A 13,716-nucleotide genomic window follows, 5' to 3' on the forward strand; every position below is an offset into this window, starting at 1 on the left:
GTCTGGCACGCTCGTCACCCTCGTGACAGCGGCGTGTGCGTACGGTGTCAGCGCCTCGCGTCAGGCTGCTGGGTATGAACGTGATTGAAGCAACCGGACTGCGCAAGCGGTTCGGCACCACCCAGGCCCTCGACGGAGTGGATCTCGCCGCGCGCGAGGGCACCGTCTTGGGTGTGCTGGGTCCCAATGGAGCCGGCAAGACCACGGCCGTACGCGTGCTGGCCACCCTGCTGCGGCCGGATGCGGGCAGTGCCCGGGTCGGCGGGTACGACGTGGCGACCCAGGCCGAACAGGTCCGCGCCACGATCGGACTCACCGGCCAGTACGCCTCGGTCGACGAGGATCTGACCGGCACCCAGAACCTGGTGATGATCGGGCAGCTGCTCGACCTCACCCGTCGTCAGGCCAAGTCCCGGGCGGCGGAGCTGCTGGAATGGTTCGACCTGACCGCGGCGGCCAGGAAGATGGCCAAGACCTATTCCGGCGGCATGCGTCGCCGACTCGACCTGGCGGCCAGCCTCGTCGGACGACCGGCGGTGATCTTCCTCGACGAGCCGACCACGGGGCTGGACCCGGCCAAGCGCGAGGACATGTGGGCCGTCATCCGCAACCTCGTGACCGAGGGATCGACCGTCCTGCTCACCACCCAGTACCTCGAAGAGGCCGATGCGCTGGCCGACGAGATCAGCGTCATCGACCACGGACGGGTGATCGCCCACGACTCCCCGGAAGGGCTGAAGCGGATCGTCGGTGGCCAGCGGATCGCGGTCCGGCCCACCGATCCCGACCGGCTGGCCGAGGTCGCCTCTGTGCTGGCCCAGATCGGCACCGGCGTACCGGAGGCGTCCGGCCGCAACCAGCTGTCCGTGCCGGTGGCCGACGAGGCGAGTCTGCCCGTGGTCGTGTCCCGGCTCGGTGAGCTCGGCATCGCGGTGACCGAGCTGTCGTTGCATCTACCCAGCCTGGACGAGGTCTTTCTCACCCTCACCGGCCGCCGCGCCGGTGACGACGAACCCGACGATGCCCCGGTGGAGGAGGCAGCATGAGCACGACCACTCTCGACACCACGACCAACCCGGCACCACGACTCTCCGTCTCAACGCCCCCGACGGAGCGGACGCCGGTCAGTTACCTCCGGCACGTGTTCGTCGTTGCCCAGCGCAGCCTGATCAAGACCTGGCGGACGCCCGAGGCACTGATCGACGTGACCTTGCAGCCGGTGATCTTCCTGGCCCTGTTCACCTACATCTTCGGCGGCGCGATCGCCGGCGGTTCGCAACACGACTACCTGCAATTCCTGCTGCCCGGCATCCTCGGCCAGACCATCGCGATGGCCGGCATCGCACTGGGCACCAACCTCAACACCGACATCGAAAAGGGCATCTTCGACCGTTTCCGCTCGCTGCCGATCGGGCGGTCGGTGCCGCTGGTCGGTGCCGTGGTCGCCGACGTGGCCCGCTACCTCACGCTGTGTGTGGTCACCATGGGGGCCGGGTTCGCGATGGGCTTCCGGGTGCAGACCGGTCCGACGCAGGTCGTCGCCGCGATGGCCCTGTGTATCGGCTTCGCGTTGTGCTTCTGCTGGATCTCGGTGTTCATCGGGATGATCGCCCGCACCTCCGGTGCCGTGCAGGGAATCGGCTTCCTGATCGTGTTGCCGCTGAGCTTCGGCAGCAACACCTTCGTGCCGACCGAGACCATGCCGGGCTGGCTGCAGGCCTTCGTCAACGTCAATCCGATCTCGCATCTGGTCAGCACCGTACGGACCCTGATGCTGGGCGGCTCGTACGGCACCGACCTCGCCTGGACACTCGGCTGGATGGCGGTGCTGCTGGTCGTGTTCGTCCCGCTGGCGTTGTGGGGCTACCGGAAGCGGGCCTGAGGCTCATCCGGACCGGGGCTCCTCACCGGATCGAGATGTCTGAGCGGGTCGAGGTGCTGGAGCGCCTCGACCCGCGCCAGCGCCTGTCCCTGCTGATACAGCGACCAGAACTGCTCACCCAGGGCGACCTGAAGCCGTTGCCTGATCAGGGCGGCGGTCCAGTTGCTGCGGTCCTCGGCTCCGCGGACGGTGGTGGCGGCCCCGAGCACGATCGCCGCTTCCCGGCTGCGCCCGGTGGCAGCCAGCCAGGCGCCTTGGGCCACGCCGATGGCGGAGATGATCGGGCCGTCCATGGTCTGCATGGCGGCCGGGTAACCTTCGCGCAGATCTGCCGCCGCCTGCTCCAGATCCCCGTCGTCGGTCAGGCACTCCACCACAGCCGCGGCCGCCAGACCGATGCCTTGGACGTGGTCCAGCATCACCGTCGACTCGTGGCGCTCGCTCAGTGCGCGACGCAATTCGGCGACCAGCAACCGGGCCTGATCGTGCCGGCCGACCTGCAGCTCGAGCACGGCCAGCGAGGCGGTGGTGAACAGTTGCCGCTCGGGGTGCGGGCCCAGCGGTCCGCTGGTGGCCAGTTCGTCCAGCTCGGCGCGGGCAGCGGGGATGTCCCCGGAGCGGACGTACACATCCGCGATCTGCAGATGCAGGAACAGCTCGTCCTCGACCGACCCGAGCTCGCGAATGCAGCGTCGGGCCTGCAGATAGTCCGCCAGCGCGTCGGCCAGCCGGCCATCGAGGGTGGCGAGCTGGGCCCGCGCCATCAAGCAGGTGGACAGTCCCCAGCGGTCACCGAGGGCGACGAACGCGGGATAGGCGAGGTCGACTGCCGCACGCATGCGTTCGATCTCGCCGGAGTTCTCGTACAGGTTCGCGGCGGTCGCCTGCGACGCTGCCCGTAGCCAAGGGTCGTCCGACCGTCCGGCCTCGGCCAACAAGACATCGGCCAGGTCCAGCTCGCCGGCAAAGGCCGCGACCATCGGCCGGAGCACGCCGAGACTGGGAAACGGCGGGGGACCGGCCGTGGCCAGCTCCTCGGCAAGCGCGCCCAGCCGTTGTCGGACCCGATCCCAGTTCGGCCGCTGCGTGGCGGTCCGCTCGCCGAGGTCGGAAAGCAGCCGGGCGGCACGGGCGTAGACGAGGTCGGGCAGGTCCTTGCCGTCGTTCGCGGCCAACACGAACGCGGCCCAGTCGGCGAACTCGGTGCGAGCATCGAGCAGTGTCCAGTACCAGGTGAGCGCCAGCAGCAGTTGCAGCGCCTCCTCACCTCTGCCCGAGTCGCCGAGATAGCGCAGCGCCGCCAGGACGTTGTCGCGGTCCATGCTGAGACTGGTCAACGCGATCAGCTGGTCGCGACCGCGCAGCATCGGCTCCCAGCCGATCGCAGACGCCGCATAGTGCTCGGCATGCGCCAGCCGTACGTCGGCCAACTCGTCGCGTTCGGCCAGCCGCTCGACGCCGTACTCGCGGATCGTCTCCAGCATCCGATAACGCACCCCGGTGGCGCCGGTGGCCTCCGGCAGCTCGGCCTGCAGCAAGGACTTGTCGACCAGCGAGGCGAGCAGCGACTCGATCTCGCCCGCAGGCAGCCGGGCGTCGGCGCAGACGGTCGCCGCGCTGTCCAGATCGGCGCCGGCCGGGAAGACCGCCAGCCGCTCGGCAAGCAGCCGTTCGTCGGGTGCCAGCAGATCCCAGCTCCACTCGACCACGGCGCGTAGCGTGCGGTGTCGAGGCAGGCTGGTCCGATTGCCCCCGGTGAGCAGCCGGAACCGATCCGACAGCCGGGCAGCGATCTCAGTCACCGGCAGTAGCCGGAGGCGCGCGGCCGCCAGCTCGATCGCCAGCGGCAGACCGTCCAACCGGCGGACGATCTCGATCACTGGCCCGAGGGTTTCCGGGTCCAGCGCGAACGCCGGACGTACGGTGGTCGCTCGGTCGAGCCAGAGCTCAACCGCCGGATAGCTGACGGCATCCGACAGTGGTACGTCGGCGGCAGGCAACGGCAGCGGCGGCAGAGCGCACAGCGCCTCGCCGGTTAGTCCGAGCAGTTCGCGGCTGGTGGCCAGCACGACGACACCCGGCGCGGCGGCCAGGATGTCGTCGATGAGTTGGGCGACCGCGTCCAGCACGTGCTCGCAGTTGTCCATCACGAGCAGGCAGCGAGCCTCCCGGAGCCGGTCCAGCAGACGTTCGTGGGCACCCTGCGCCGAGCGTTCGGCGCGCTCAGTGACTCGCGCATCCCGCAACCCCAACGCCCCCAGCACGGTGGCGGCCAGGTTGTCGGGGTCGGTGACCGGTGCCAGCTCGACCAGCCATGCCGAGTCAGGCTGAACCGCGAGCCAGCGGCGCGCGGCCTCGATCGCGAGTCGGGTCTTGCCCGCACCGCCGGGTCCGATGACGGTCGTGAGCCGATGGGCGGTGACCAGGTCCAGGACCCTGCTGAGGTCGTCCTCGCGACCGACGAAGCTGGTCAGCGGCGCCCGCAGGTTGCTCCGCCGGGCCGGTGGGGAGGGGACGGTGTCCGGTGCCGGACCCAGCTCGCCCCGTAGCAATCGCAGATGCAGGGCCTGCAGTTCGGCCCCTGGCTCGGTGCCGAGCTCTCGGCGCAAGAACTGCCGGGTCTCCTCGTAGTTGGCCAGGGCTTCCGGCACCCGACCTGCGGCGGCCAAGGCGCGCAGCCGACTGGCGATGATCCGCTCGTTCAGCGGGTGGTCGACGGCCAGGGCTTCTGCCGTGGAGACCGCGTCACCGATCCGTCCGGCGGTCAGCAGAGAGGTGAGGCGTTCTTCCTCAGCTCGGAGTCGCAGCCGTTCCCAGGTCGTCCGGTAGCCGACCGCGTACTCGGCGTCCCCGGCATCGGCGAGCGGCTCGCCACGCCAGAGCCGCAGTGCCGCATCGAACCCGGCGATCGCCTCCTGCGGTTGCCCGGAGCCGGCCTGCTGTTCAGCGTCTCGCACCAGCTCTGCGAAGCGGGCCGCGTCCAGCTCGGTCGGGGAAATCGCGAGCCGATAGCCGGTGGCCGCCTGACTGACGGCCTCCGGGTCAGCGAGCGCCCGGCGCAGCCGCGACACCAGCGACTGCAGCGCATTGGCAGCTCCGGAGGGCGGGTCGTCGGGCCAGACCGCCTCGACCAGCTCGGCAGTGGACACGACCCGGCCCTCGGCAACCGCCAGCCGGGAGAGCAGCGACCGCAGCCGACCGCCGGCGATGGGGCGGGGCTGGCCACCGACGGCGACCTCGAGCGGTCCGAGCAGGGCGATGTCCATCGCCGATCATTCTCGCCTGAGCGACCAAGAGGTGTGAGATCGGCCACCTCACCCCTCCGAAGGTGGCGAAAAACACCAGTAGACAGGGTGGCCTTACCTGTGTCGCACGCTCAGTTGGACTTAGTGTGACCTCGTGGCGACTACCTCTCTCACCCGGTCGCAGCAGGCGGCTCGGACCACCGTGGCGATGAAGGCCATGATGGCGGTCAGCGGGCTGATCATGATCGGCTATCTGCTGGCCCACATGTACGGCAATCTCAAGGTGTTCGCCGGCCAGGAGGCCTTCGACGACTACGCGCATCATCTGCGCACCATGGGTGAGCCGATCCTGCCGTACTCCGGTGCCCTGTGGGTGATCAGGATCGTGCTGCTGGTGGCGATCATCGCGCACGTCTACTCCGCGGCCACCCTGTGGAAGCGGGATCGGCGCGCCCGCGGCGGCACCTCGCGCTACGTCAGCAGCAAGGGCAAGAAGGGCGTGCAGCGCACGTACGCGTCGTTCACCATGCGGTGGGGCGGGATCGTGGTGCTGCTGTTCGTCATCTATCACCTGCTGCAGCTGACCTTCCACGTGGTCGGTCCCGGCGACGGCGGACCCGAGAACAGCCCGTACGTCCGCGTCGTCAGCGGCTTCCAGGTCTGGTGGCTGGTCGTCTGCTACACGATCGCCCTGCTGGCGGTCGGCTTCCACCTGCGGCACGGGACCTGGAGCGCGCTGACCACCCTCGGCGCCAACACCAGCCCCGCCACCCGGCGCCGGCTCAACATCCTCGCCTACCTGGTCGCGCTGGCGGTCACCGTCGGCTTCCTCCTCGTTCCCTACGCGATCCTGTTCGGAGTGGTCAGCTGATGAGTGACACGATCAACTCGGTCGACGCGGACTCGCTCTACGTCGACGGCCCGGACATCGGCGACACCAAGGCGCCGGCCGGCCCGATCGAGGAGCGCTGGGACAAGCGTCGCTTCGGCGCCAAGCTGGTCAACCCGGCCAATCGCCGCAAACTCAACGTGATCATCGTCGGCACCGGACTGGCCGGGGCCTCGGCGGCCGCGACGCTCGGTGAGGCCGGCTATCAGGTGACCAGCTTCTGCTATCAGGACTCCCCGCGCCGGGCGCACTCGATCGCTGCCCAGGGCGGCATCAACGCCGCCAAGAACTACCGCAACGACGGCGACTCCATCTACCGACTCTTCTACGACACCGTGAAGGGCGGCGACTTCCGGTCCCGGGAGTCCAACGTCTACCGGCTGGCTCAGGTCAGCGTGGAGATCATCGACCAGTGCGTCGCTCAAGGCGTCCCGTTCGCTCGGGATTACGCCGGGCTGCTCGACAATCGATCCTTCGGCGGCGTACAGGTCTCTCGTACCTTCTATGCGCGCGGCCAGACCGGGCAGCAGTTGCTGATCGGCGCCTATCAGGCGCTGGAGCGGCAGATCGCGGCCGGCACGGTGACCATGAACACCCGGCACGAGATGCTCGAGCTGATCGTGGCCGACGGGCGGGCCCGTGGTGTGGTCGTTCGGGACATGGTCACCGGCGAGATCGAGACCCACTTCGCCGACGCGGTGGTGCTGTGCACCGGCGGCTACGGCAACGTGTTCTTCCTGTCCACCAATGCGATGGGCTGCAATGTGACCGCCACGTGGCGGGCCCACCGCAAGGGCGCGTACTTCGGCAACCCGTGCTACACCCAGATCCATCCGACCTGCATCCCGGTCACCGGCGAGTATCAGTCCAAGCTCACCTTGATGAGCGAGTCGTTGCGCAACGACGGCCGGATCTGGGTGCCGAAGTCGGGGGAGGACAAGCGCGATCCGCGCCAGATCCCGGAGTCCGACCGCGACTATTACCTGGAGCGGATCTACCCGGCCTTCGGCAACCTGGTGCCGCGCGACATCGCTTCTCGAGCCGCGAAGTACGTCTGCGACGAGGGTCGTGGTGTCGGTCCCGGCGGTCTGGGCGTCTATCTGGACTTCGCCGACGCGATCAAGCGGCTGGGCCGCCCGGCGGTCGAGGCGAAGTACGGCAACCTGTTCGACATGTACGCCCAGATCACCGGCGAGAACCCGTACGAGACGCCGATGCGGATCTATCCGGCCGTGCACTACACGATGGGCGGGTTGTGGGTGGACTACGACCTGCAGTCCTCGATCACCGGCCTGTACGTGGCGGGGGAGGCCAACTTCTCCGACCACGGTGCCAACCGGCTCGGCGCGTCGGCCCTGATGCAAGGGCTGGCCGACGGCTACTTCGTGCTGCCGAACACGATCAACGACTACCTGGCCGCCGGGCCGTTCGAGAAGATCGACGCGTCCCACCCGGCCGCGGTCGAGGCCGTCGAGGCGGTCAAGTCCCGGATCGACAAGCTGCTGTCGATCAATGGCAACCGTACGGTCGACTCCTTCCACAAGGAACTCGGTCGGGTGATGTGGGAATACTGCGGGATGGAGCGGACCGAGGAGGGTCTGCGCAAGGCGATCACGCGGATCCGTGAGTTGAAGGCGGAGTTCTGGGCCGACGTGAAGGTGCTCGGCACCAACGACGAGCTCAATCAGGCGCTGGAGCGGGCCGGGCGGGTGGCCGACTTCTTCGAGCTCGGTGAGCTGATGTGCATCGACGCCCTGGTCCGGCGGGAATCCTGCGGCGGCCACTTCCGGGCCGAGTCGCAGACCGAGGACGGCGAGGCGCTGCGGCACGACGACGAGTTCGCGTACGTGTCGGCCTGGGAGTTCGGCGGCGACGGCGGCAAGCCGATCCTGCACAAGGAGCCGCTGGAGTACGAGTACGTCGAGATGAAGCAGCGGAGCTACAAGTGATTACTATCCGACGCTCGCACGAGCGGAGCGCCGACTCTGTCTGGACGAACGAGTCGAGCAGACACGCTTTTCGTCTGCGAGCGAGAGAGGAAGACAGAGTCTTGAGGCGCGGAGTGAGTGCGAGCTTGGAGGAAACCCGACGCTCGTGGGAGCGGAGCGCCGGCTCTGTCTGGACGAGCGAGTCGAGCGGACGCGCTTTTCGTCTGCGAGTGAGTGAGGAAGACAGAGTCTTGAGGCGCGGAGTGAGTGCGAGCTTGGAGGAAACACTGTGAACATCACTGTGCGGGTTTGGCGGCAGTCTGGGCCGGAGGCGTCCGGGAAGATGGTCTCCTACGACGTGCCCGACGTGAGCGAGCACATGTCGTTCCTGGAGATGCTCGACGTGCTGAACGAGCGGCTCACTTTGAAGGGCGAGGACCCGATCGCGTTCGACAGCGACTGTCGTGAGGGGATCTGCGGCATGTGCGGCGTGGTGATCAACGGCATCCCCCACGGTCGCGGCGAGTCACCGGTGCAGACCACCACCTGCCAGCTGCACATGCGCTCCTTCACCGATGGTGCGGTGATCGACATCGAGCCGTGGCGAGCCGACCCGTTCCCGGTGATCAAGGACTTGGTGGTCGACCGCGGCGCGTTCGACCGGATCATCCAGGCCGGCGGCTTCATCTCGGTCCCGACCGGCAGCGCCGCTGAGGCCAATGCGGCGCCGGTGCCCAAGGCGGCCGCCGACCATGCCTTCGACGCTGCCACCTGCATCGGCTGCGGGGCCTGCGTCGCGGCCTGCCCGAACGGCTCGGCGATGCTGTTCACCGCCGCCAAGATCACCCACCTGGGGCTGCTGCCGCAGGGCCAGCCGGAGCGCAAGTCCCGGGTGGTCGGCATGGTGCACACCCATGACGAGGAGGGCTTCGGCGCCTGCACCAACATCGGCGAGTGCACTGCCGTCTGCCCGAAGGGCATCCCCCTGGAGACGATCTCCCGGCTCAACCGGGACCTGCTCGGCGCGATGGTGAACCCGCAGACCTGATCGCGCGAGTGATCCTTGGTCGCTAGGCCTGCAGGCGCTCGATGCTGTACTCGATCAGATAAGCCAGTGGGTTGACGAAGTCGCCTTCGCTCTCGTCGAAGGTGCCAGGTGTGTCCATGCCCCAGCCCACCGTGATCGTGACCATCAACCGGTCCTTCACCTGGGTGAGGCCGGCGCTCTCCCAGTAGAGGTCCTCGGTGTCCTTGACGGCCGGCTCGGTGTAGGCCACCATGCCGGCCTGTGCGCTGCCACCCTCCTTCTTCAAGGTGGTCAGCTTCAGACTCTGGCCGTCGTCAACTCCGTATCCGCGGTCAAGCAATGTCTTGGGGCAGTCCTTGATCCAGCCGGCGTAGGTCGCCCTCGCCGCCGTCGCAGCCGGCTCGTCGGCGAACTGCAAAGCCTGGGTGTAGACCGAGGGTTTGTTCTTCAGGGGGCTCTTCGGGTGCGGGTCACTGTCAGCGTTGATGATCTTGAACGTGAAGTCGCGAGTCACCATCGACGTGGCACCCAGCGAGGCGAGTCCGTCCTGCGGCAGGCAGATGTAGCTTTGTGAGACCGGCCGGCCCTGGCCCTCGGCAGCCTCAACCGCCTGTTTGGTCATCGGATCGTCGTTGGTGCCCTCGACGTCCTCGACAGTGAGCAGGTTGGTCGCGGTCACCGATCGGGCCGGTGCGGCACTTGGGGTGGGGGACGGCTGGTTGTTCCCGCCGTTGGAGGTCGGGCTGCAGCCGGCGAGGAGTCCGGCGAGGACCACTCCGACCACCAAGGGGAGACGGGAGCGCGCCCGGCGCCCGTTCTGCGAGTAGTCGCTCATCAGTCGTGCTCCTCGTCGTGCGCTGTTGGCAGGCTCCATCCTTACCCCGCCGCCGCGAGTTCTGGTCCATTTCCCTCACGTCCGCGGGGTTTCGCGCCAAAAAGCCCGTGCGATCGGGGTCCGAGAGGGCTAGTCTGGCTGGCGTTCCCGTTGAAAGGTAGACGCCTGTGTCCCTGTGAGTCCTTGACCCTTCCGTCACTCGACTCCAGGAGCACCTTATGCCGTCCCTTGTTTGTCATCAGTTGTCCTACGTCTGGCCCAACGGCGAGTCGGTCTTCGCCGGCCTCGACGCCACCTTTCCCGACGGGGCCACCGGACTGGTCGGCCGCAACGGCAGCGGCAAGTCGACGCTGCTTCGCATCCTGGCCGGAGATCTGCCGCCCAGCTCGGGGTCCGTACAGGGACCCTCTCGGATCGGCTACCTGCCGCAGCAACTGGTCTTGCAGGCGGACCGGACGCTCGCCGATGTTCTTGGTGTGGCTGCTGCGCTGGAAGCTCTCGAGCGAGTCACGGCGGGTGAGGGAGAGCAGGCGGACTTCGAGCTGATCGGCGATCGGTGGGACTTGGAGGGCGAGGCCTTGGCCACTGTCGAGCGGCTCGGCTTCTCCGGGCTCGACCTGAGTCGTCGGATCGGCACGGTCTCGGGCGGTGAGGCAGTGCTGCTGGCGTTTGCTGGTCTGCTGTTGGCGGAGCCGGACGTCTTGCTGCTTGATGAGCCGACCAACAACCTCGACCGTCGGGCACGTGGCCTGCTCACCGAGGCCGTACGTCGCTGGCGCGGTCCGCTGCTCATGGTCAGCCACGACCGCGAGCTGCTGGAGACCGTCGATCAGATCGCCGAACTTCGCGATGGCGAGCTGCGGTTCTTCGGCGGTCCGTTCTCGGCCTATCAGGCTGCGCTCGAGGTCGAGCAGGAAGCTGCCCGGAGGGCGGTGCGGTCGGCCGACGGTGACCTCAAGCGGCAGCAACGCGAGCTGATCGAGATGCGGATCAAGCTGGACCGCAGGCAGCGGTTTGCCAAGGCACAAGCCGGCAACATCCCGAAGATCGTGGCCAACGGCAAGAAGCGGATGGCGCAGGTGTCGGCCGGCAAGCTCAAGGGCGGACACGAAGCCGATGTGGCAGAGGCTCGGGTGCGGCTGGAGCAGGCCGAGGATGCCGTACGCGATGACGATCTGATCCGGATCGATCTGAGCCGCACGGCCGTACCCGCTGGCCGAGATGTGCTGCTGCTGGAAGAGGTGGTGCTGCGCACCGGGGTCCGCGTGTCAGCGCACCTGCGCGGCCCGGACCGGATCGCCGTTGTCGGCCCGAACGGGATCGGCAAGACCACGCTGATCGATGCGATCACTGGCGCGGCGTCGCCGGTGGCCGGCCGAGTAGACCTACGAGTGCCGACCCGCGTCCTGCCGCAACGGCTGACGGTGCTGGACGATCGCGAGACGGTGCTGGCCGGGGTGTCCCGACTGGCGCCCAGCGCTGATGACAACACTCTGCGGGCCGAACTGGCCCGGTTCCTGCTCGACGCTGCGACCATCGTCCGCCCGGTGGGCTCGCTTTCCGGTGGTGAACGCTTCCGTGCGAGTCTCGCCGCGCTGCTGCTCGCCGAACCGGCTCCGCAGCTGCTGATCCTGGATGAGCCGACCAACAACCTCGACCTGGACAGCGTCGCCCAACTGACCGCTGCCCTGAACGCCTACCAAGGCGCCCTGCTGGTTGTCAGCCACGACGAACCCTTCCTCGCCGACCTCCAGCTGACCGGCCGCATCGTCCTCTCGATTTCCTGAGCCCGAGACCGCTCGTTCAGAATGTGCAGATTACTTCTCATTGCCGAGAAGGCGCACTATGCTTCCCATTGTGACTGATGGGAAGGATGCTGCGCTTCCGGATCGAGTATCCCTCCGTACTCGGGCGGGTTTTGGCGCGTTTACGCGCGGCTCCCGGATCCGGCGTGGCCTGACTCAGGAACAGCTCGCGCAGGCCGTGGGCAAGAGCCGGCGCTGGCTGCAGGACGTGGAGCAGGGCAAGGTCGCTCCGTCGCTGTCGGCGGCCATGGATCTCGTTGCCGCGCTCGGTTATGAGTTGGTCGCTGAGCGCGCCAAGCCGACCGACGTCCTGGATCACGTGTTCGCAGACCTGCCATGACACGGCGGCAGGACGTGCTGGATCTCTGGCTCGATGCCCGGCACATCGGCCAGCTCCTGCGCGGAGCAGAGGGACAGGTCGAGTTCCTCTACGACGCCGATTACCGGAGTGACGCGGAGACGACGCCGCTCTCGGTCAGCATGCCGAAGACCCAAGCCGGGCACGGCCCGGATCGGGTGATGCCCTGGCTGTCGAACCTGCTGCCCGACGCGGTGGAGGTGCGAGACAGGTGGGCCGCGAAGTTCGGCGAGCGCCGCAACGATCCCTTCACGCTGCTGCGGCACATGGGGCAGGACGCGCCAGGATCGGTGCAGGTGGTGCCCGAGGGGATGATGCCGGCGTCGGCCGGAAGCCTCTCCTCGATCAGCGACGCCAGGATCGCCGAACGTGTCCAGGGGATTCTCGTCGATCCGGATCACTGGGTGGACGATGGTGACCAGGATGAGAGTCGCTTCTCGCTCGGTGGGATCCAGGGCAAGTTCGCGCTCGCCAGGATCGGGGAGCGCTGGTTCGAGCCGAACGGTCGAGCCGCGAGCACTCACATCGTGAAGCCCGGCATGGCGATCGTGTCCGGAGTCACGAACGCGGCTGTTCAGGCGGTCGAGTACGTCACGATGCGCGCCGCCCGACTCGTGGGCGTGCCCGCCGCGGCGGTCGAGATCTGTGACTTCGCGGGCATCAGCGCCTTCGTGACGACCCGCTACGATCGCCGGGTCCAAGGCGATGGCAGTGTGCTGCGGATCCATCAAGAGGACTTCTGTCAGGCGCTCGGCGTGTTTCCCGCACGCAAGTACGAAGAAGACGGCGGGCCCACGATGGCGGACATGGCGCGCCTGGTGCGGGAAGCGGCGTCGCTGGCGTATCTCGACAACGACCAGCGCGCGCTGACCCGGCTATTTGCCTTCAACCTGCTTACGGCGGGCGTGGATGCGCATGCCAAGAACCACAGCCTGCTCCTCGCGGGTCAGGGGGTGCGTCTGGCGCCCGCCTACGATCTGATCTCGGCGCACGGCATCTGGGACGCGGATCGGGTGCGCCACAAGTCGAGCGCTGCGGTCAAGTACGGCAACTCGCGCCGCTTCAGAAGCATCACCGGCCGCGATATCGCACGGACTGCAGACGTGCTCGGCACTGACCGTGAGGGCTTTGTCGAACTGCTCGGTGATCTGGGCCGGGCATTGCCGGAGTCATTCGAGGCGGCTCTTGCCGAGCTGCCGAAGGGAATTGCCGATGAGCGCGCACTGCGCCTCCCCGAGCACGTCAGCGACTTCGCGAACAGCGTTGTCGGCAGGGTGTCTGCTTCCGATCTGGCACGCGAGAACACACCGACCTTCGCCCCCACCGAACAGGTGGCAGCGGGAGCGACCAGTGGGCACGTGTGGGTGCCGGGGCGGTGGGTCCGCGACTCCTGGCGGAGTGGGCACTACCGGAGTCGGTCGACGCAGCGCTGACTTTGCTCGCTGCAAGCCACACACCGGGATCATGGTTCGCCGAGAAGGAGATGAGACCCTCGAGAAGGCGTGATTACAGGTCAATTCGCGATTTTGGGATGTAATTGCTCCTTCTCGACAACGCTGACCCATGAACCCATCGAACGCCAGTCGCAACCCGTGCCAAGCCACATCGACCGACGGGGCAGAAATCCACACCGGCAGCCGGGCGATGAGGAGCGCAAAGCGATGGGTCAGGGGGTGGGGTGAAGGGACGTGGACGGGCGTGGGTGTGTCTCCCCGACCCGGGCCGGCTACGCAGCGCCCAGAACGCG

Annotated in this window: 10 protein-coding genes; 8 read left to right on the plus strand and 2 right to left on the minus strand. The window is 67.8% G+C overall.

The genetic code is table 11. The annotated features are described in order from the left end of the window. Positions 1-74: 74 nt before the first annotated feature. Entirely contained in the window at positions 75-1,046 is a 972-nt protein-coding gene (locus MLP_RS08015) for a daunorubicin resistance protein DrrA family ABC transporter ATP-binding protein (RefSeq protein ID WP_013862549.1), read from the plus strand. Continuing rightward, positions 1,043-1,882, plus strand: coding sequence for an ABC transporter permease (locus tag MLP_RS08020; protein ID WP_013862550.1), 840 nt, complete (start codon positions 1,043-1,045; stop codon positions 1,880-1,882). The genes MLP_RS08015 and MLP_RS08020 overlap by 4 nt, the downstream gene beginning before the upstream one ends. Here MLP_RS08020 and MLP_RS08025 read toward each other — a convergent pair. Beyond that, on the minus strand, positions 1,864-5,148 hold the full coding sequence (locus MLP_RS08025; RefSeq protein WP_013862551.1) for an AfsR/SARP family transcriptional regulator: 3,285 nt from the start codon (positions 5,146-5,148) through the stop codon (positions 1,864-1,866). The genes MLP_RS08020 and MLP_RS08025 overlap by 19 nt on opposite strands. A gap of 133 nt (positions 5,149-5,281) precedes the next feature. Between MLP_RS08025 and MLP_RS08030 the strand changes: the two genes are divergently transcribed. The 3 genes from MLP_RS08030 to MLP_RS08040 all read left to right on the plus strand — a co-directional run bounded on the left by MLP_RS08030 (position 5,282) and on the right by MLP_RS08040 (position 8,992). Next, positions 5,282-5,998 carry a succinate dehydrogenase cytochrome b subunit gene (locus tag MLP_RS08030; RefSeq protein ID WP_013862552.1) on the plus strand — a complete coding sequence of 239 codons (717 nt, stop codon included), beginning with the start codon at positions 5,282-5,284 and terminating at the stop codon, positions 5,996-5,998. Beyond that, positions 5,998-7,965, plus strand: a complete 1,968-nt coding sequence (locus tag MLP_RS08035) for a fumarate reductase/succinate dehydrogenase flavoprotein subunit (RefSeq protein WP_013862553.1) — start codon at positions 5,998-6,000, stop codon at positions 7,963-7,965. Before MLP_RS08030 ends, MLP_RS08035 begins: the two co-directional genes overlap by 1 nt. Before the next feature lie 268 nt (positions 7,966-8,233). Then, positions 8,234-8,992 (plus strand): succinate dehydrogenase/fumarate reductase iron-sulfur subunit, encoded by a 759-nt coding sequence (locus MLP_RS08040; protein ID WP_013862554.1) that lies wholly within the window; start codon positions 8,234-8,236, stop codon positions 8,990-8,992. A gap of 22 nt (positions 8,993-9,014) precedes the next feature. On the opposite strand, the gene MLP_RS08045 is transcribed toward MLP_RS08040, so the two are convergent. Continuing rightward, complete coding sequence (locus MLP_RS08045; protein ID WP_013862555.1) at positions 9,015-9,806, minus strand: hypothetical protein; 792 nt, start codon at positions 9,804-9,806, stop codon at positions 9,015-9,017. 218 nt (positions 9,807-10,024) lie between these two features. Between MLP_RS08045 and MLP_RS08050 the strand changes: the two genes are divergently transcribed. From MLP_RS08050 to MLP_RS08060, 3 genes are all read left to right on the plus strand, one after another. After that, positions 10,025-11,593: an ABC-F family ATP-binding cassette domain-containing protein gene (locus MLP_RS08050; RefSeq protein ID WP_013862556.1), complete on the plus strand. Its 1,569-nt coding sequence runs from the start codon at positions 10,025-10,027 to the stop codon at positions 11,591-11,593. A gap of 70 nt (positions 11,594-11,663) precedes the next feature. Beyond that, on the plus strand, positions 11,664-11,951 hold the full coding sequence (locus MLP_RS08055; protein WP_013862557.1) for a helix-turn-helix transcriptional regulator: 288 nt from the start codon (positions 11,664-11,666) through the stop codon (positions 11,949-11,951). Continuing rightward, positions 11,948-13,402, plus strand: coding sequence for a type II toxin-antitoxin system HipA family toxin (locus tag MLP_RS08060; RefSeq protein ID WP_013862558.1), 1,455 nt, complete (start codon positions 11,948-11,950; stop codon positions 13,400-13,402). Before MLP_RS08055 ends, MLP_RS08060 begins: the two co-directional genes overlap by 4 nt. Positions 13,403-13,716: the final 314 nt, after the last annotated feature.

The organism is Microlunatus phosphovorus NM-1 (genome assembly GCF_000270245.1).
In the GTDB taxonomy this organism is placed as follows: Bacteria; Actinomycetota; Actinomycetes; order Propionibacteriales; family Propionibacteriaceae; genus Microlunatus; species Microlunatus phosphovorus.

Coding starts and splice junctions, on each gene's coding strand:
- MLP_RS08015 (WP_013862549.1), top strand. CDS start 75: ATGAACGTGATTGAAGCAACCGGACTGCGCAAGCGGTTCGGCACCACC.
- MLP_RS08020 (WP_013862550.1), top strand. CDS start 1,043: ATGAGCACGACCACTCTCGACACCACGACCAACCCGGCACCACGACTC.
- MLP_RS08025 (WP_013862551.1), bottom strand. CDS start 5,148: ATGGACATCGCCCTGCTCGGACCGCTCGAGGTCGCCGTCGGTGGCCAG.
- MLP_RS08035 (WP_013862553.1), top strand. CDS start 5,998: ATGAGTGACACGATCAACTCGGTCGACGCGGACTCGCTCTACGTCGAC.
- MLP_RS08045 (WP_013862555.1), bottom strand. CDS start 9,806: ATGAGCGACTACTCGCAGAACGGGCGCCGGGCGCGCTCCCGTCTCCCC.
- MLP_RS08050 (WP_013862556.1), top strand. CDS start 10,025: ATGCCGTCCCTTGTTTGTCATCAGTTGTCCTACGTCTGGCCCAACGGC.
- MLP_RS08060 (WP_013862558.1), top strand. CDS start 11,948: ATGACACGGCGGCAGGACGTGCTGGATCTCTGGCTCGATGCCCGGCAC.